The organism is Streptomyces sp. NPDC001351, from assembly GCF_042896045.1.
Lineage (GTDB): Bacteria > Actinomycetota > Actinomycetes > Streptomycetales > Streptomycetaceae > Streptomyces.
In genome coordinates this window covers 494,140-512,530 of record NZ_JBIAWS010000007.1, presented here as the reverse complement: position 1 = coordinate 512,530, position 18,391 = coordinate 494,140, and the positions used below count along the sequence as shown (strand labels likewise).

The window sequence follows — 18,391 nt, the reverse complement described above, 5'->3', positions numbered from 1 at the left end:
ACTCCTTGCACGGAAAGTACGAGTACGGGGTGAGGGGTTCAGACGAGGGACCCGTAGAGGCCCGGGCGACGGTCCTTCAGGTACGGGTTCGCCTCGCGGGAGGCGGCGAGGAAAGCGGGGTCGGCGTCGGCGAACACCAGCTCCTCGCCGCGTCCGGCGCGGGCGCGGGCGACCCCGTCGGGACCGGCCAGCGCCGAGAGGCCGACGAAGTCGAACTCGCCCTCCTGACCGACCCGGTTGACGTACGCCACGTACAGCTGGTTCTCGAAGGCGCGCACCGGGATCATCGACTCGGCGACGAACTGGAACGGGTGCATCTGCGCCGTCGGCACGACGAGCAGGTCGGTGCCGGCCAGGGCGTGGGCGCGGACGTTCTCCGGGAACTCGACGTCGTAGCAGATCATGAGGCCGACGGCGAGCCCGCCGAGCTCGGCCTGGACGACCGGCTGCTCGCCCGGCGTGAAGTGGTCGCGTTCGAAGCAGCCGAAGAGGTGGGTCTTGCGGTAGTTCGCGAGGCGGATGCCCTCGGCGGAGATCAGCTGCGCGGAGTTGAAGACCGTCTCGCCGTCCCGCTCCGGGTACCCGTACGCGATCGCGAGCCCGTGCCGCCCGGCGATGTCGGCGATCGCGTCCGCGGACTCGCCGTCGGCGGGCTCGGCGAGGCGGCCGATGTCGTCGCCGATCGCGTACCCGGTCAGGAACATCTCCGGCGCGGCCAGCAGCAGGGCACCCGCGGCAGCGGCACGCCCGGCGGCCGCGTCGAGCACCTTGAGGTTCTCGCCGACGGACCCGGGACGACCGGAGCTCTGGAGCAGGGCGGTACGCATGCGTGTTCCTCAGCGGTACGGAGGGTTTCGGGGGCCATTTAGACGGTACGGTCGCTGGCCTGGGCCCAGCAAGAAGAACCCGTTGCGCGCTGGTGAGCGGTTCGTTGCGTCCGGGGCCTGTCAGACGGCGATTCATTGCGCTCTTCAGCCACCGGGTTCCTGCAGCGCCCCGATAGGGGCGCGGGGCTGTGTCGATATGCGGCTCCGCCGCGCGGGCGCGACCAGCCACAACGCACCCGCAGACAACCATCGATCCCGGCCCACGCTAAAGCTCACGCAACCGCTCAATAATCTCCCGCAGCAACTCAGGATCATCCGCGGCCCTGCCCGCAGCACCGCGCCGCGGCGCATCAACCCGCACCAGCCCGGCCTCGGCCAGATCCCCCAGCAACACCCGCAGCACCGTCAGCGGCAGATCCGCATCCGCGGCAAGCTCCACCACCGGCCGGGACCGACCCCGGACCAGCGCAAGCAGTGCGGCCCCGGCATGGTCGACCCCCGCCCCCGCCTCCCCGCCCACGGCAGTGACCCACGCCATCAGATCAAGGCGATGCCCGTCGGAAGGCCGGGTCCGCCCCCTGGTGACGGTGTACGGCCGCACCATCGCCCCGGTCTCGTCCTCGTACCAGTGCTCGTCGCTCACGGCAGGGACGCCCGCGCCGCCACGTCCTCCTCCGCCAGCACGCCCTCCGGCAGGGTCACCACCGCCGTCGTCCCGCCGTACGGCGAGGGGCCGAACGCCACCTCGATCCCGTGCCGGGCGGCGAGACGCCCCACGACGTACAACCCGAGCCGGTCGTGCCGGGTCGGGTCGAAGCCGCCGGGATTCCCGATCGTCCGTTCCGCCTCCTCCAGCTGCCCGGCGTCGAACCCGAGCCCCCGGTCGTCGATCTGCAGGACGAAGCCGCCGTCGGCCCGTGCGGTGCGCATGGTCACGCGGGTGTCCGGCGGCGAGAACACCGTGGCGTTCTCGACGAGCTCGGCGATCAGATGGACGACGTCGGCGACGGCGTCCGCCGCGACGCCCACCCGGGGCATCGGCGGCACCTCGACCCGGGCGTACGCCTCGATCTCACCGACCGCGGAGGCGACGACGTCGGCGACGGGCACCGGGCGACGCCATCTGCGGCCGGGTGCCGAGCCGGAGAGGACGATCAGGTTCTCGGCGTGGCGCCGCATCCGGGTGGTGAGGTGGTCGATGCGGAAGAGCTGTTCCAGAACGTCCGGGTCGTCCGTGCGCCGCTCCAGCGTGTCGACGAGCTTCAGCTGCCGGTGTACGAGCGACTGGTTGCGCCGGGCGATGTTGAGCAGCACCGCGGAGAGCCCGCGGCGCAGGTTCGCCTGCTGTACGGCCACCTCGACGGCCGCGAGGCGCGCGGCGTTGAAGGACCGCCCCACGTCGCCGATCTCGTCGGCGCCCGCCTCCCCGTCCGCGAGCGGCGGCGCCTCGGTGACCGCGTCCACGTCCTCGCCCGCACCCAACCTCGCCATGACGTCGGGCAGCTGGCTGGTGGCCAGCAGATCGGCGGCATCCCGCAGCGTCTCGAGGCGCCGCGAGATCCGCCGCGCACCCCGCACCGCGAACCACAGCGACAGCCCTACGGCAGCCAGCCCGACCCCTCCCACCACGGCGGCCCTCGCCAGCTCCCGGTAGGCGAACTGCCGCCCGCGCCCGGCGGAGTTCATGGCGGACCGGGTGCACAGCCGCATGTACTGCTTGACCGCCTGGTCGGTGGTGGAGCGCCAGGAGTCGGCCGCGACGGCGTCCCCCGCGCCCGCCGCTCCGGCCCGCAGCAGCGCGTCCTCGCTCGCCACCAGCTTCCGGTGCAGCTGCCCGCGCTGGAACGCCTCGAACAGCGCCCGCGAGTCCCCCGGCAGGTCGGGAACATATGTCCGTTCGAAGACCCGCCGGTCCTCGACGGTCGCCGTGAGCGTGTCGTACTGCCGGCCGGTCAGTGTGCCGGCCGCCCGCGCTCCGGCGACCAGCGCGTCCTCCCGCGAGACGAACTCCCGTACCCGGACCAGCTCGACGACGACCTGGGCCTCCCGCGCGAGCTGCCCGGCCTGCAGGGCGGTGAGCGTGGACTCGACGTCGAAGCCGGGTTCCACCAGCGCGCTGTACTCGCTCACCGCCCGGTCCCAGGAGATGTCCCGGGACAGCACCCGATCCCGCAGGCCCTCCAGCCTGCCGGCGGTCCTGACCATGGCGTCCAGCGCCTGTCGCTGCCGCTCGGAGAGCCGGTCGCGGTCCCCGGACCGGATCGCGTCGCGCATGGCGTCCACGGCCCGGTCCGTACGGCGCTGCTGCTCCAGCAGGCCGGCGACGGGCGGCGTACGGCTGTCCGTGCCCAAGTACGCGGCGGACAGCCGCCGTTCGATCTGGATCTGCCCGATCGCCGTGTCGACGGGGGTGCCGAACTCCTCGTACACCCCCTGCACCCGGACGAGCGCGCGCAGCTCGCCGGTGACCGAGACCATGGCGAAGCTCCACAGCACCAGCAGGGCGAGCACGGGAGCGAACGCGAGCGCGACGATCCGGGCGCGTACCGTGCTGGGACGGCCGATGAGCCGGCGCATACTCACTCCCCGGAGTTACTCGCCAGTGCTACCCGTCGGTAACGACGCCGCACAACCTACGGGAAGCTCCGGCGGGACCGCAATGGCCACTTGAGCACCAGCAGCATCGCCGTCACCAGATAGGGCACCGCGAACAGCGCGAACGCGGTGCTGTGCGCTGCTCTCGTCTCGATCGCCGCGTAGACGCCGTACGCCGCGACCGTGGCCAGGTCGCTGCCCAGGCCCGCGACCGAGGTCAGGGTGGCCCGGCGGGTGTCGTCGATGCGCTGCTGGAGGCGGACGTCGGCCAGTACGGTCGCCAGCTGGAAGCCACCGAAGGCGAGGGCGAGCAGGACGAGGGCGCCCGGGGTACGGGCCGCGGCGCCCACGGCCATGGCGAGGGCGGCCACCGCGAGGACCGCCGCCAGTCCCGCCGTACCCATGCGTTCCCAGGGTCCGGCCAGCAGGCCACCGGCGGTCGCTCCCGCCCAGATCAGCAGCAGCAGATAGGGGACAGACGTCTCCGCCACGCCGGTGTCCCGGACCAGCAGCGGCGTGTACTCGTCGAGCGCCTCCCACACGGCCCCCACCGCCGGGACGAGCAGAAGCGCTCCGCGCAGCGACCGGTCGCGGCGGACCGCGGTGAGCCCCTCCCGCAGGGTCGTGGACCAGTCCTCCGCGTCGGCCTCCGGCACCGCCCGGTCCTCCGGGAAGCGGGTCGCCGTCGCGGCGCTCGCCAGGCAGGCCAGTACGCTCGCCGCTCCGACGGCGGGGTAGCCGCCCCAGGCGAACACCGGTCCGGCGAGCGCCATGGCCGCCATGATCGCGACATGTCCGGCGGCCCGTGCCCGGCCCATGATCCTGGCGTACCGGTCGGCCTCGCCGAGCCGTTCCAGCTCCTCGTAGACCAGCGCCTCCAGCGCGCCGGAGCCGAGTGCTCCGCGGGCGCCCCACAGGACGAAGCCCAGGGCGAAGGCCCAGTACGAGGGGGTGAGCACCCACAGGGTGAAGCCGGCCGCGGTGAGCAGTGGGCCGAGCCAGAGCAACAGCCGCCGGGAGACGGCGTCGGCCCAGGCGCCGGAGGGCAACTCCAGGACGACGCCCGTGACCGACCAGAGGGCGAAGAGGGAGGAGATCTGCCAGACGGACAGACCGGTGTCGCTGAACAGCAGCGCGTACACCGGGTAGAGCAGGACGAAGTCGTCGAGGAACGCGTAGCCGTACAGCGTGGCCGTGAGCCGGCGGACGCCGGCGGTGACGGGCACGCGTGCAGGTGAGAGTGTCATGAGGCCTTCCCGCAGGGACGGATCGGATGCCGGAGGTACGGCGTCCGAGGCGGTCCTCGGGAGGCACGGCTGGTGGATCAATGTCGCCAGGTCATGGCACCGATGGTAGGCGCGTGCGGCGGTCCCGTCCGGGGATTATGTCGGTGACCCCGACGAGAAGCGGCGCAGCAGCGGCGACAGCACCAGCACGGATTTGGTGCGCTCGACGAACGGCTCCCCTGCGATGCGTTCCAGGACCCGCTCGAAGTGGCGCATGTCGGAGGCGAAGACCTGCACGATCGCGTCCGCGTCGCCGGTGACCGTGGAGGCGGCCACGACCTCCTGGTAGCGCTCGAGACCCCGCCGGATGACCTCCGGCGAGGTGTTGTGCCGGCAGTAGATCTCGACGAACCCCTCGGTCTCCCAGCCAAGCGCCCCCGGGTCCACCCGTACCGTGAAGCCGGTGATGGCGCCGGTGGCGCGCAGCCGGTCCACGCGCCGCTTCACGGCGGGCGCGGACAGGCCGACGAGCTGCCCGATGTCCGCGTAGGAGCGGCGGGCGTCCTCGGCGAGGGCGTGCACGATGCGTTCGTCGAGATCGTTCAGCACTGCTGGTGGTTCACTTCTCTGGAGTCGCGAGTACGTCTGGAGTCGCGAGTTCTTCTCGCGTGGCAAGGCGGGAGCGGCGGTAGCCGTACCCGAAGTAGAACACGAGCCCGACCGCCATCCAGACCCCGAAGACCACCCAGGTGACGGCGGACAGACTGCCCATCATCCAGACGCAGAACGCGAAGCCCACGGCCGGCAGGACCGGGGAGAGCGGCACCCGGAAGGTGCGGGGCATGTTCGGCCGGGTCCGGCGCAGCACCACCACGGCGATGTTGACCAGGGCGAAGGCGAAGAGGGTGCCGATGCTGGTGGCGTCGGCGAGCTGGCCGAGCGGGATCGCGGCGGCGAGGACTCCGCAGAACAGGGAGACGATGACCGTGTTCGCGCGGGGCGCGCCGGTCTTCGGGTGGACCTTGCCGAACACCTTGGGGACCAGCCCGTCCCGGGACATCGCGAAGAGGATGCGGGTCTGGCCGTAGAGCACGGTCAGCACGACGCTCGCGATGGCGATGACGGCGCAGGCGGCGAGCAGGGTGCCCCAGAAGGACTGGCCGGTGACGTCACGCATGATCTGGGCGAGCGCGGCCTCCGAGTCGTTGAACCGCCGCCAGGGCTTGGCGCCGACGGCGACGGCGGCGACGAGCACGTACAGCGCGGTGACGATCACGAGCGAGAGCATGATGGCCCGCGGCAGGTCGCGCTGGGCGTTCTTGGCCTCTTCACCCGCGGTGGAGGCGGCGTCGAAGCCGATGTAGGAGAAGAAGAGCGTGGCACCGGCGGCGCTCACGCCCGCCATGCCGAGCGGCATGAAGTGCGCGTAGTTCCCGGACTTGAAGCCCTGGATGCCGATGGCGCAGAACAGCACCAGTGCGGCGATCTTCACACAGACCATGATCGTGTTGGCGCGGGCGGACTCCCGGGCGCCGCCCAGCAGGAACGCCATGGCCAGCAGTACGACGATCAGCGCGGGCAGGTTGAAGACGCCGCCGTCGCCGGGCGGGGCGGACAGGGCGTCCGGGATGGTGACGCCTATGGTCCCGTCGAGCAGTTCGTTGAGGTACTCGCCCCAGCCGACGGCCACGGCGGCGACCGAGACGCCGTACTCCAGGACCAGACACCAGCCGCAGATCCAGGCGATCAGCTCGCCCATGGTTGCGTATGCATACGAGTACGAGGATCCGGCGACCGGGATGGTGCCCGCCAGCTCGGCGTACGAGAGGGCCGAGAAGAGCGCGGTCAGACCGGCGATCACGAAGGACAGGGTGACGGCGGGGCCGGCCTTGGGCACGGCCTCGCCGAGGACCACGAAGATGCCGGTGCCGAGGGTGGCACCGATGCTGATCATGGTGAGCTGCCACAGTCCGAGGGAGCGGCGCAGGGCCCCTCCCTCACCCTGGCCGCCCTCCGCGACCAGGCGCTCCACGGGCTTGCGCCGCATGAGGCGCGCGCCGACGCCCAAAGACGGTGGAGCGTTCGTGGTGCGGTCCTGCGGGGGTGCGCCTTGATCGAGCACGCGCTGACTCCTTCGTCACTGCGGTCAGGGCGGCGGGGACCGGCGGCATCCCCGCGCGAGCAGGAACCCACCGAGCGGGGTCCCTGCCACGCCACGTACAGGGCATGACCCTACGGGGCATGCCTTCGCAGGCGAAATGCAGCAACCTTGCGCATGGCCGCAAGATCGTTGCGTTCATCGGGGGTGTGTGCCCATTCGTTGCGCCAGGAGCGGGCCGCTGCAACCGAAGGGGTGTGCGGTTGGCGGCCGCGCGCGGGTTGTCCTCGGCCACGCCGAGCCCGACGACCGCGCGCCGTCCGGACCACGGCGGCGTCGCAGCCGTTCCGGCGCAACTCCGCGTGGCCGACGGGGCGTTGGTCCAGCAAGGCGACGGGACATGTGGTCTCGCGCAGCTGCCCCACGACCTGTTCGGCTCCCCGAGCCGGGCGCCTAGCTCCAGCTGGCGTGCAGCGGCTTGCCCTCCGCGTAGCCGGCCGCGCTCTGGATGCCGACCACCGCCTTCTCGGCGAACTCCTCCAGGGAGCCCGCACCGGCGTAGGTGCAGGAGGAGCGAACGCCCGCGATGATCGAGTCGATCAGGTCCTCCACGCCGGGACGCGCCGGATCGAGGAACATGCGCGAGGTGGAGATGCCCTCCTCGAACAGCGCCTTGCGGGCACGGTCGTACGCCGACTCGTCCGACGTGCGGTTGCGGACCGCACGCGCGGAGGCCATGCCGAACGACTCCTTGTAGAGGCGGCCGTTCGCGTCCTGCTGCAGGTCGCCGGGGGACTCGTAGGTGCCCGCGAACCACGACCCGATCATCACGTTCGACGCACCGGCCGCCAGGGCCATGGCGACGTCGCGAGGGTGCCGGACACCGCCGTCGGCCCACACGTGCTTGCCGTACTTCCTCGCCTCGGCCGCGCACTCCAGGACCGCGGAGAACTGCGGCCGGCCGACGCCGGTCATCATCCGGGTGGTGCACATCGCGCCGGGGCCGACGCCGACCTTGATGATGTCCGCGCCCGCCTCGATCAGGTCGCGCACACCCTCGGCGGCGACGATGTTGCCGGCGACGATCGGGACCTGCGGGTCGAGGGCGCGCACCACCTTGATGGCGCTGATCATCGACTCCTGGTGGCCGTGCGCGGTGTCGATGACGAGCGTGTCCACACCCGCGTCCAGCAGCTGCTTGGCCTTGCCCGCGACATCGCCGTTGATGCCGACGGCGGCGGCGATGCGGAGCCTGCCCTGCGCGTCGGTGGCGGGCGTGTACAGCGTGGCGCGCAGGGCGCCCTTGCGGGTGAGGATGCCGGCGAGCCTGCCGTCCTTGTCGACGGCGGGCGCGTAGCGGCGGTTGGCGTGGTCGAGCCGGTTGAACGCCTCACGCGGGTCGATGTCCGCGTCCAGGAGCAGCAGGTCCCGGGACATGACGACCTCGAGCTGCGTGAAGCGGTCCACGCCGGTCAGGTCCTGGTCGGTGACGACGCCGACCGGCCGGCCGTCCTCGTCGACGACCACGCCGGCGTTGTGGGCGCGCTTGGGCAGCAGGGCCAGCGCGTCGGCGACGGTCTGGTGCGGGGCCAGCACGATCGGGGTGTCCAGGACGTGGTGGCGGCTCTTCACCCAGGAGACGACCTCGGTGACGACCTCGATCGGAATGTCCTGGGGGATGACGACGAGGCCACCGCGCCGGGCCATCGTCTCGGCCATGCGGCGGCCGGCGATGGCGGTCATGTTGGCGACGACCAGCGGGATCGTGGTGCCCGTCCCGTCCGGGGAGCTGAGGTCCACATCCTGCCGCGAGCCGACCGCGCTGCGGCTCGGGACCATGAAGACGTCGTCGTACGTCAGGTCGTACGGGGGCTGGATGTCGTTGAGGAAACGCACGTGCTGCACATCCCAGTCGATCAGAGGTGGCCCCCGGACAGGTCAGCCAGGGGGAAGAGCACGTACTTCATTGTCCCATGACGACCGGAATGCGATGCCCCGTCACAACATCCAGGCTGGTCAGAGGCGCTTAGGAGGAACCTCCAAGGGCGAGCGCCACGGTGAGCGCGGGCGTCCGCTCCATGGCGGCGGAGAACACCTCCCGCGCGACCTTCCACTCCTCCGGGCGCAGCGTCGCGTACGGCTGCCAGTTCCGTACGACCACGAGCAGCCCGTCCGCCGCCTCCTCGGGCCAGACGGAGATGTCGCTGAGACTGTCGACGAGCGCATCCCAGTTCCGCCCGAACCAGTCCGGAAACTTCAGCACACTGACACAGCGGTCCATCAGGCCCGCCTTGTCCGTGACCCCGTCGAGGTCCAGGGTGACCACGAGTTCCTTCATCTCAGCGCGTCTCCTGGCGTACCGTCAGATCCCGTCCGGGTCGGCCCTGTTGAGGGCCGGCTTCGGCGTCGGGCCCGCCGTCATCAGGACGTCCGCGGCCGAGGTGTCCGTCACCAGGCTGGTGACGAGCCCGGAGCGCAGCACCGCGTCGATGGCGGACGCCTTGCGCGCCCCGCCCGCGATCGCGACGACCTCGGGGATACGGCGGAGCTGGTCGGCCTTGACGGTGATGCACCGCTCGCCGAGGTCCCGGCCGACCCGGCGACCCTGGCCGTCGAAGAGGTGCGCGGACATCTCGGCGGCGACACCGAGCGAGGCGTAGTGCGCGCGCTCCTCGTCGCTGAGCATGTCGTGCACCGTGGAGATGCCGGGCTCCCAGGAGCCGATGGAGACGCAGGCGACGGTGACCTTGTCGAAGTACTCGAAGGCCCGGGCGATCCCCGTCTGGTTGCGCAGCGCGGCCGCGGTCGCCGCGTCCGGCAGCAGCATCGGCGCGTAGATGGGGTGGGCGTCGCCGCCGGACACCTGCGCGGCGCGGCGCACGGCCTCCACGGAGCCGCGCTCGGCGGTCCCGGCGTCGTACACGCCCGTCAGCTGCACCACCGTGCACGGCGGCAGCCGGTCCAGGGCCGCGGCCATGTGGATGGTGGAGCGGCCCCAGGCAAGGCCGAGCACATCGCCCTCGTTGACGAGCTCGCCGAGCAGGTCGGCGGCCACCTCACCGAGGTTCTCCGGGTCGGGCGTCTCCTCGGCCTCGGCCGGGGACTCCACCACGACGGCGTGCCTGAGGCCGTAGCGGGCGCGCAGCGCGTCCGAGCGCTCGGCGTCCAGCTCGGCCGGGACGCGGATCTCGATGCGTACGAGATCTCGTTCGAGAGCGGTCTCCAGGACCCGGGCCACCTTGAAGCGGCTGACGCCGAACTCCTCCGCGATCTGGATCTTGGACTTGCCCTCGAGGTAGAAGCGGCGGGCCATGGCCGCCGCCTGCACCAGCTCAGCGGGTCCCATCCGCACTGCTGACCGGCCCGCCGACATACCCGACACGGCGATCTCCTCACTGCTGTTCACACTCTGGATTCGCCGTTCATCCTTGCAGATTCGGCGCACTTGATCCGCCCTGATGGGCGCCGTTCACGTTGTCTTGGCTCAGTGGTCGCACGCCCAGCTCGCCCTGGCGGTCACCGTCTCCGCCTGGGTGCGCAGTGCACGTACTGCGTGCGCCGGGTCCTCCGCTCCGTACACCGCCGAACCCGCGACGAAGACGTCCGCGCCAGCCTCGGCGCAGCGCTCGATGGTGGAGGCGGAGACCCCGCCGTCCACCTGGAGCCACAGTTCGAGGCCGTGCTTGCTGATCAGCTCGCGGGTGCGGCGGATCTTGGGAAGCATGATGTCGAGGAACGCCTGCCCGCCGAAGCCGGGCTCAACCGTCATGATCAGCAGCATGTCGAGCTCGGGGAGCAGGTCCTCGTACGGCTCGATGGGCGTCGCGGGCTTGAGGGCCATGGAGGCACGCGCGCCCTTGGCGCGGATCTCCCGGGCGAGCCGGACCGGCGCGGCGGCCGCCTCGACGTGGAAGGTGACGGAGGAGGCCCCCGCTTCGACGTACTGCGGGGCCCAGCGATCAGGGGCCTCGATCATCAGATGGCAGTCCAGCGGGGTGTCCGTCGCACGGGCCAGGGACTCTACGACCGGCACGCCGAGCGTGAGGTTCGGGACGAAATGGTTGTCCATGACGTCGACGTGGAGCCAGTCGGCTCCTTCGACCGCCTTCGCCTCGTCCGCGAGGCGGGCGAAGTCGGCGGACAGGATGCTGGGGTTGATCTGCACGGCCATGACCCAAGCCTGCCATGTCCGGGCACGTTTGTTCGCGCCGGTCCGGACCTGAGACGTTCATACGACAATGAGGACGGCGCTCAGCGAAGTCAGCCGGTTCTCCGGATGAGCGCCAGATACATGGCGTCGGTTCCGTGCAGATGCGGCCACAGCTGTACGTCGGGGCCGTCGCCGAGGTCCGGTACGCCCGGCAGCAGGGGCCGCGCGTCGATCAGCTCGGCGTCCGGGTGCTGCTTGAGCAGGTCGTCGACGACGGCCCTGGTCTCGGCGAGATGCGGCGAGCAGGTGGCGTAGCCGACGACACCGCCGACCCGTACCGCGTCCAGCGCGGTGCGCAGCAGGGCGCGCTGCAGCGGCCCGAAACCGTCCAGGTCCTCGGGACGGCGCCGCCAGCGCGCCTCGGGCCGCCGGCGCAGCGCGCCGAGCCCGGTGCAGGGCACGTCCATCAGAACGCGGTCGAAGGAGCCGGGCCGCCACGGCGGGCGGGTGCCGTCCGCGGCGATGACCTGGTACGGCCCGGGGTTGCCGCGCAGGGCCTTGGCCACCAGGCCGGCCCGGTGCGGCTGCTTCTCGGAGGCGAGCAGCGTCGCCCCCCGCTCGGCGGCCAGCGCACCGAGCAGCGCGGCCTTGCCGCCGGGTCCGGCACATCCGTCGAGCCACTTCTCGTCCGGACCGTCCAGCGGAGCGTTGGCAAGGGCCAGGGCCACGAGCTGGCTGCCCTCGTCCTGTACGCCCGCGCGGCCGTCCCGGACGGCCTCGATCGCGCCGGGCTCACCGCCTTCGGTGAGCCGCACGGCATACGGCGACCAGCGCCCCGCGACGGCGGCCTCCTCGCGGAGCAGCTCCTCGGTCGTGGCCCGCCCGGGGCGCGCGACCAGGGTCACCTCGGGCCGCTCGTTGTCCGCCTCCAGCAGCCGCTCGATGCCGGCCCGGCCGCCGCCGAGGGAGTCCCACAGCGCGGAGACGACCCAGCGCGGATGCGAGTGCACGACGGCCAGATGGTCCTCGGGGTCCTCGTCGTAGGGCGGCGCGACGCGCTCGATCCAGGTCTCCAGGTCGTCCTGCGCGACCTTCCGCAGCACGGCGTTGACGAACTTGGCCCGCCCGTCACCGAGCACGACCCGGGCCAGCTCCACGGAGGCGGACACGGCGGCATGGGTCGGGATCCGCGTCCCGAGCAACTGGTGCACACCGAGACTCAGCACATCAAGGACTGGCGGGTCGACCTCGCGCAACGGCCGGTCCACACAAGCGGAGATGACGGCGTCGTACGTCCCCTGCCGTCGCAGCGTCCCGTACACCAGCTCGGTCGCCAGCGCCGCGTCCCGCCCGTCGAAGTCGCCCCTCTCCCGGGCCTTGCGCAGCAGCGGCGGCAGCACGAGGTTGGCGTACGCGTCCCGCTCGTCCACGGCCCTCAGCGCCTCGAAGGCGAGGATGCGGACGGAGTCCTTCTTGGGCCGACGGTAGGGCTTGCCGGGCTTGCGGGGCCCACGGGAGGTGTCGCTCACGAAAAAAGTGCTCCGGATGTCTGATGTGGATACGCCCCAAGGGTACGTCCCGCTCGTCCCCCCGCCACCCGCCGGGCGCCTCCCCGTTGCTACCCGCCGAGCGTCTCCCCGTCGGCGATCCGCACCCCGCGCGCCCAGTCCGCCGCCCGCATCGGCTTCTTGCCCTGGGCCTGCACCCACAGCAGCTCGACGGCGTGCGAACCGGTGCCGACGTGGACGCTGTTCTTGCCGACGGCCGGCTGCGCCGGTGCGAGGTCGGTCCGGTCCGGGGCGGGCGCGACCTGGATGAGCTTGAGCCGCTCGCCGCGGAAGGTCGTCCAGGCTCCCGGCGCGGGCGTGCAGCCGCGCACCACCCGGTCGACGCGCAGCGCCGGGGCGGTCCAGTCGACGTGGGCGTCCTCGACGGTGATCTTCGGGGCGAGGGTGATGCCCTCGTTCGGCTGCGGTACGGCCTTCAGCGTGCCGTCCTCGATGCCGTCCATGGTCGCGGCGAGCAGCCCGGCGCCGGCGAAGGCGAGCCGGGTCAGCAGGTCGCCGCTGGTGTCGGTGCGCCGGATCTCCTCGGTGACGGTGCCATAGACGGGTCCGGAGTCGAGTCCCTCCTCGATGAGGAAGGTGGACGCGCCCGTGATCTCGTCGCCCGCCATGATGGAGTGCTGCACCGGCGCCGCGCCCCGCCAGGCGGGCAGCAGTGAGAAGTGCAGGTTGACCCAGCCGTGGGCGGGGACGTCGAGTGCGACCCGCGGCAGCAGCGCCCCGTAGGCGACGACGGGACAGCAGTCGGGTCCGATCTCCCGCAGCCGCTCGAGGAACTCCGGGTCCCGCGGCTTGAGCGGCCTCAGCACCTCGATCCCGGCCTCCTGCGCCCGCTGCGCCACGGGCGAGGCGACCAGCCTGCGCCCCCGCCCGGCCGGCGCGTCGGGCCGCGTGACGACGGCGGCCACCTCGTGCCGCCCGGAGGCGATGAGAGCGTCCAGAGCGGGAACGGCGACCTCGGGGGTACCGGCGAAGACGAGCTTCATGGGTGGGCGGGGCCTCTCGGGCGGGGGCTGTTGCGGCAACGCACAAGTCTATGACCACGCCCGGAGAGCTCCACGTCTGCGGCCGAGGGACGCGACGCGAGGCGCGAATCAGCACCACGGGGGGCGTACGCATATGCCCCTACGCCCCCAGACCGTGACCCCCGAAGCAAAAACACGTTGGTCAAGAAAGAGTTGACCACAACGGGCCGCAATCGCGCGGCCCGGATCCTTTTCAACGCCGGTTCGAGAGGCTTGTTCATGGCCGACCACGCAACCCACGACGCCCAGGCTCGGGCCAGCCTGCACTTGCTGGTGCGGGACATCGAGCGGGTCCGCCGGCAGGTGGACGCACTGCGCACGCTCACCGCGCAGTTGGGGAATGTCTACCGCCCGCGCCGCTCCGGCCCCTCCACGGGCTTCGTCGTCTACGGGCGCGCTCCCGCCCCGACGGTCCGTCTCGCGCAGGAGCTGCGGGACAGTGTCGAGACCCTGGTCACGGCCGCGGTCGACTTCGACCGCTCCCTCGGCTTCTCGTGGGACGCGGTGGGTTCCGCACTGGGGGTCACCAAGCAGGCGGTGCACCGCCGTTACGGTGCCCGTCGCGCCGCGGCCCAGGCGGCCGCCGAGACCGAGCGGACCACCGAGCCGGCGGGCTCCCGGACCGTCAGCGTGAACACCGGCATCCCTACAGTGCCGACGGTCCCCGCCGCGCGCTCCATGCCGACCCAGCCGACGGCCGGCAGTCCGTCCCTCCGCGACGAGGCCAGGCCGACAGCCTTCCCCGGCCCCCGCAACGGCTGAACCACCTCTCCCCCCTGCCCTCCCGGCCGGCTTCGGGAGGGCAGTTGCACGTCGGAACACGAATCGGGGGGCGGGGTGCGCCGCGTAGCAGCGGCGACGCTCCCTCGGGAACACCACCCTGGGATGCGCCTTCGGGACACGCAGGGACATGCCCAGGCAGCGGCCTCCCCCTCAGGCCGGGCAGCCGTCCCACCCGACGCGCCGCGGCCTCACCCAGGGCCCGACGGTCTCACCCGACCCGAGCTTCGTCCTCAGTCGCTGTCCGGCGACCTCACCGAGGTCACGCGGTTTCACCCGCTGTCCGGCCGCACACGGCACCCGGCCACCGCACTCGACGTCCAACGGCCCCAGCGATCCTGGACACCCAACCGCCTCACCCGATGTCGGGCGGATCGATCCGCACCCGGACCGGGGCCTCGCCGGCCCCCCGTGCCATCCGCGCGGCCTGCGCGGCCTTCAGTGCCGAGGCCAGGGCGGCTCCGCGGCCCGGTGGTACGCGGACGAGTGCCCGCTCCCAGTGCTCCCCCGGCGGAGGCGCCCCCGCCCGCCGCGGCCGCCCGGCTGCCGTGACCGGCAGCGGCACGGGTCCCAGCACCTCGGCCTCCCGGGGCAGTTCGGCCGTGCGCAGGAATGCGGCGACCGCCTCGCCGTCCCCGGACACCGCCGCCATCCGTGACACCGGTGGGAAGCCCAGCTCGGCCCGCTCGGCGAGCTCCCGCACCGCGTGCCCGACGGGATCCCACCGCACCAGCGCCTGCACGGGCCGCAGTGTCGGCTCGGCGACGACCACCACGGTGCCGCCGGCACCCTGCGGCCGGACGAGCGCGGCGGCCGCGAGCCAGCGCCGTAGCGCGTCCTCGCCGGCGCGCAGGTCGGGGCGGCCGAGCATAGCCCAGCCGTCCAGCAGCAGGGCCGCCGCATAGCCGCCCTCGGCGACGGGCTCGGCCCCCGGTGTGCTCACGACCAGCGCGGGCGCGCCCGGCACGGTGTCCAGCACATGCTCACGCCCGGAGGTCCGCACCGGAACGGCGGGAAACGCCCGCCCCAGCTCCTCGGCGGTCCGCCGCGCCCCCACGACCTGCGCCCGCAGCCGGAACCCGCCGCACTCCGGACAGTGCCAGCCGCTCTCGTCCCGCCCGCACCACCCGCACCGCAGCGCGGCCGCGGCCTCCTGCCCCTCCAACGGGCCGGAGCAGTGCCGGCACCGCGCGGGTGCCCGGCAGTTGGCGCACGCCATCCGAGGGACGTAACCCCGCCGGGGCACCTGTACCAGCACCGGCCCCTGCCGCAGCCCGTCCCGCACGGCCTGCCAGGCGAGGGTCGGCAGCCGGGCGGCCCGGGCCGCCTCGTCTCGCGCGAGATCCCCGTCCCCCACGGTCCGCACCAGCGGCGCAGCCCCCCGCACCTGCTCACGCGAGGCGACGAGCGGCCGGGCCCAGCCACTCTCGACCAGCTGCGCCGCCTCGACGGTGCAGCTCCAACTGCCCAGCAGGAACGCGCACTTGTCCAGGGCGGCCCGCAGCAGCAGCACTTCCCTCGCATGCGGCTGGGGCGCGTGCTGCTCGCTGTGGCTGTCGTCCCCGTCGTCCCAGATGGCGACGAGGCCGAGATCCTGAACCGGGGCGAACATGGCGGCCCGGGTCCCGATGACCGCCCGGACGGCTCCCCGCCGCACGGCGAGCCACTCCCGGTACCGCTTCTCGGGACCGGCGTCGGCGGTGAGCACCGCGTGCCGCCCCTCCCCCAGCAGCGCGGTCAGTGCCGCGTCGACCCGGGCGACCGCCCGCCCGTCGGGCAGCACCACGAGCGCGCCGCGCCCGGAGACCAGCGTCGCCGCCACGGACCGTGCCAGCTCGTCGCTCCACTCGGATCCCGGCAGCGCATTCCACACCGCACGCGGCGCACCCCCGGACGCGAGCGACTCCAGAAACGCGGCCCCCCGCTCGTACCGCACCCAGGAGCCCGCCTCCGGCATCGCCGGCGGCGGCAGCGGCTCGGGTGAGGGCCGCTGCTCGGCCCGCGCGCTGCGCGGCGGCACGGCGAGCTGGAGCACATCGGCCAGACTCCCCGCATACCGGTCGGCGACGGCCCGGGCCAGCCCCAGCAACTCCTCGCTCAACACACGCTCGGGAGACACGACCTGGGCCAGCGCGGCGAGCGGCCCGGAGTAGTCGGACTCGGCACGCCTCTCGACAAGGAACCCGTCGATCAGCCCGCCGCCCTCGCGCCGCCCTTCCCGCACCCGATGCCGACCGGCCCCGAACCGCACCCGCACCCGCACCCCGGGCTGAGCATCCGCATCGAGTTCCTCGGGCACCGCGTAGTCGAAGTACCGGTCGAGATGCAGCACGCCCTTGTCGACCAGCACCCGGGCGACAGGCAGCTCCTTGGCCAGCGCGGCCCCCCGCCAGGTCCGCGGCTTGGCCCTGGGCACCTCGGCCTTGCGCACGCTCTCCCTGATGAGCGCAAGCTGCTCGGGCGGCGCACCCTCCGCCCCGCCGTCCGTCCGCCCGTTCTCGCTGCTCACGCTTGCATTCTTACCAAACGCCACTGACAGCCGACGTCGCCCGAGATCAGTCCGGCCGCGGATCACGAACGCCGTCAGGCGCCTTTGCCTTGGGCCACTCGGCCATACCGGTCCAGGACCGGCAGCAGGATTCGAACCTGCGAGGGGTCATCCCCAGAAGTATCCGCAACCATCGCACCGGAGCACGTCGGCTCTCCCGAGATCGGCACGGCAGCGGCATACGTTTCCAGAATCACCGCGCGCACGAAGCGCACTCCACCGAAGGAACCGCGGCCATCGCACCGGGAGATGATCAGCGTAGGGAGCGACCGGCACGGCGGGCGAGCGATTTACGACCGGAACGCACCGAGGCCCGGCTCCCCCGAGGGAACCGGGCCCGGTGAAGAACCGCGGAGCCTACAGCCCCGCCGCCTTCCGCAGCGCGTCCACGCGGTCCGTCTTCTCCCAGGTGAACTCGGGCAGCTCACGGCCGAAGTGGCCGTACGCCGCCGTCTGGGCGTAGATCGGGCGGAGCAGGTCGAGGTCGCGGATGATCGCGGCCGGGCGAAGGTCGAAGACCTCGTCGATCGCCTTCTCGATCTTCTCGTGGTCGATCTTGGCGGTGCCGAAGGTCTCGACGAACAGACCGACGGGCTCGGCCTTGCCGATGGCGTACGCCACCTGGACCTCACAGCGGGAGGCGAGGCCCGCGGCGACCACGTTCTTCGCCACCCAGCGCATCGCGTACGCGGCGGAGCGGTCGACCTTGGACGGGTCCTTGCCCGAGAAGGCACCGCCGCCGTGACGGGCCATGCCGCCGTACGTGTCGATGATGATCTTGCGGCCGGTGAGGCCGGCGTCGCCCATCGGGCCGCCGATCTCGAAGCGGCCGGTCGGGTTGACCAGGAGGCGGTAGCTGTCCGTGTCCAGCTTGATGCCGTCGTCCAGGAGCGCCTTCAGCTCCGCCTCGACGACGAACTCGCGGATGTCGGGGGCGAGGAGCGACTCCAGGTCGATGTCGCTCGCGTGCTGCGAGGAGACGACGACGGTGTCGAGACGGACGGCCTTGTCGCCGTCGTACTCGATGGTGACCTGCGTCTTGCCGTCGGGGCGCAGGTAGGGGATGGTGCCGTTCTTGCGGACCTCGGACAGGCGCTTCGACAGGCGGTGCGCCAGGAAGATCGGCAGCGGCATCAGGGTGGGCGTCTCGTCGGTCGCGTAACCGAACATCAGGCCCTGGTCGCCGGCGCCCTGGCGGTCCAGCTCGTCCTCGTCGCCCTCGACCCGGGATTCGTACGCCGTGTCGACACCCTGAGCGATGTCCGGGGACTGCGCGCCGATGGACACCGAGACGCCGCAGGAGGCGCCGTCGAAGCCCTTCTTCGAGGAGTCGTAGCCGATCTCGAGGATCTTGTTGCGGACGAGGGTCGCGATGTCCGCGTAGGTCTTGGTGGTGACTTCACCGGCGACGTGCACCAGGCCGGTGGTGATCAGCGTCTCGACGGCGACCCGGGAGGTCGGGTCCTCGCGCAGAAGCGCGTCGAGAATGGTGTCGCTGATCTGGTCAGCGATCTTGTCGGGGTGACCCTCGGTCACGGACTCCGAGGTGAACAGGCGACGGGACACAACGCTCCCTG

General features: G+C 72.2%; 15 protein-coding genes. 1 reads left to right on the top strand and 14 read right to left on the bottom strand.

Going from position 1 to position 18,391, the window contains the following annotated elements:
* Nucleotides 1-38 precede the first annotated feature (38 nt).
* From ACFY1U_RS27655 to fmt, 12 genes are all read right to left on the bottom strand, one after another.
* On the bottom strand, nt 39-827 hold the full coding sequence (locus ACFY1U_RS27655) for a carbon-nitrogen hydrolase family protein (RefSeq protein ID WP_390696796.1): 789 nt from the start codon (nt 825-827) through the stop codon (nt 39-41).
* A 265-nt stretch (nt 828-1,092) separates the two neighbouring features.
* Nucleotides 1,093-1,470, bottom strand: a complete 378-nt coding sequence (locus tag ACFY1U_RS27650; protein WP_390696795.1) for a DUF742 domain-containing protein — start codon at nt 1,468-1,470, stop codon at nt 1,093-1,095.
* On the bottom strand, nt 1,467-3,404 hold the full coding sequence (locus ACFY1U_RS27645; protein WP_390696794.1) for a nitrate- and nitrite sensing domain-containing protein: 1,938 nt from the start codon (nt 3,402-3,404) through the stop codon (nt 1,467-1,469). The genes ACFY1U_RS27650 and ACFY1U_RS27645 overlap by 4 nt, the downstream gene beginning before the upstream one ends.
* Nucleotides 3,405-3,460: 56 nt before the next feature.
* Complete coding sequence (locus ACFY1U_RS27640) at nt 3,461-4,669, bottom strand: MFS transporter (RefSeq protein WP_390696793.1); 1,209 nt, start codon at nt 4,667-4,669, stop codon at nt 3,461-3,463.
* A gap of 135 nt (nt 4,670-4,804) precedes the next feature.
* Entirely contained in the window at nt 4,805-5,257 is a 453-nt protein-coding gene (locus ACFY1U_RS27635) for an Lrp/AsnC family transcriptional regulator (protein ID WP_030946804.1), read from the bottom strand.
* Nucleotides 5,258-5,267: 10 nt separating this feature from the next.
* A complete protein-coding gene (locus tag ACFY1U_RS27630; RefSeq protein WP_390696792.1) occupies nt 5,268-6,770 on the bottom strand; it encodes an amino acid permease in 1,503 nt (500 codons plus the stop codon).
* A 429-nt stretch (nt 6,771-7,199) separates the two neighbouring features.
* Entirely contained in the window at nt 7,200-8,642 is a 1,443-nt protein-coding gene (locus ACFY1U_RS27625) for a GuaB1 family IMP dehydrogenase-related protein (protein ID WP_390696875.1), read from the bottom strand.
* Between the two features lie 130 nt (nt 8,643-8,772).
* Nucleotides 8,773-9,084, bottom strand: a complete 312-nt coding sequence (locus ACFY1U_RS27620; protein WP_390696791.1) for a barstar family protein — start codon at nt 9,082-9,084, stop codon at nt 8,773-8,775.
* Between the two features lie 24 nt (nt 9,085-9,108).
* A complete protein-coding gene (locus ACFY1U_RS27615) occupies nt 9,109-10,152 on the bottom strand; it encodes a sugar-binding domain-containing protein (protein WP_115909369.1) in 1,044 nt (347 codons plus the stop codon).
* Nucleotides 10,153-10,230: 78 nt separating this feature from the next.
* Nucleotides 10,231-10,917: a ribulose-phosphate 3-epimerase gene (gene rpe, locus ACFY1U_RS27610; RefSeq protein ID WP_344405806.1), complete on the bottom strand. Its 687-nt coding sequence runs from the start codon at nt 10,915-10,917 to the stop codon at nt 10,231-10,233.
* A gap of 89 nt (nt 10,918-11,006) precedes the next feature.
* Nucleotides 11,007-12,425: an RsmB/NOP family class I SAM-dependent RNA methyltransferase gene (locus tag ACFY1U_RS27605; protein WP_390696790.1), complete on the bottom strand. Its 1,419-nt coding sequence runs from the start codon at nt 12,423-12,425 to the stop codon at nt 11,007-11,009.
* Between the two features lie 89 nt (nt 12,426-12,514).
* Complete coding sequence (gene fmt, locus ACFY1U_RS27600; protein WP_390696789.1) at nt 12,515-13,447, bottom strand: methionyl-tRNA formyltransferase; 933 nt, start codon at nt 13,445-13,447, stop codon at nt 12,515-12,517.
* 258 nt (nt 13,448-13,705) lie between these two features.
* On the opposite strand from fmt, the gene ACFY1U_RS27595 reads away from it, so the two are divergent.
* Entirely contained in the window at nt 13,706-14,248 is a 543-nt protein-coding gene (locus tag ACFY1U_RS27595; RefSeq protein WP_390696788.1) for a hypothetical protein, read from the top strand.
* A gap of 373 nt (nt 14,249-14,621) precedes the next feature.
* Here ACFY1U_RS27595 and ACFY1U_RS27590 read toward each other — a convergent pair whose 3' ends face one another.
* Both ACFY1U_RS27590 and metK read right to left on the bottom strand, forming a co-directional pair.
* On the bottom strand, nt 14,622-16,775 hold the full coding sequence (locus ACFY1U_RS27590) for a primosomal protein N' (RefSeq protein WP_390696787.1): 2,154 nt from the start codon (nt 16,773-16,775) through the stop codon (nt 14,622-14,624).
* Nucleotides 16,776-17,171: 396 nt separating this feature from the next.
* Nucleotides 17,172-18,380 carry a methionine adenosyltransferase gene (gene metK, locus ACFY1U_RS27585; protein WP_390696786.1) on the bottom strand — a complete coding sequence of 403 codons (1,209 nt, stop codon included), beginning with the start codon at nt 18,378-18,380 and terminating at the stop codon, nt 17,172-17,174.
* Nucleotides 18,381-18,391 lie beyond the last annotated feature (11 nt).

Coding starts and splice junctions, on each gene's coding strand:
- ACFY1U_RS27595 (WP_390696788.1), top strand. CDS start 13,706: ATGGCCGACCACGCAACCCACGACGCCCAGGCTCGGGCCAGCCTGCAC.
- ACFY1U_RS27655 (WP_390696796.1), bottom strand. CDS start 827: ATGCGTACCGCCCTGCTCCAGAGCTCCGGTCGTCCCGGGTCCGTCGGC.
- fmt (WP_390696789.1), bottom strand. CDS start 13,447: ATGAAGCTCGTCTTCGCCGGTACCCCCGAGGTCGCCGTTCCCGCTCTG.
- rpe (WP_344405806.1), bottom strand. CDS start 10,917: ATGGCCGTGCAGATCAACCCCAGCATCCTGTCCGCCGACTTCGCCCGC.
- ACFY1U_RS27645 (WP_390696794.1), bottom strand. CDS start 3,404: ATGCGCCGGCTCATCGGCCGTCCCAGCACGGTACGCGCCCGGATCGTC.
- ACFY1U_RS27620 (WP_390696791.1), bottom strand. CDS start 9,084: ATGAAGGAACTCGTGGTCACCCTGGACCTCGACGGGGTCACGGACAAG.
- ACFY1U_RS27640 (WP_390696793.1), bottom strand. CDS start 4,669: ATGACACTCTCACCTGCACGCGTGCCCGTCACCGCCGGCGTCCGCCGG.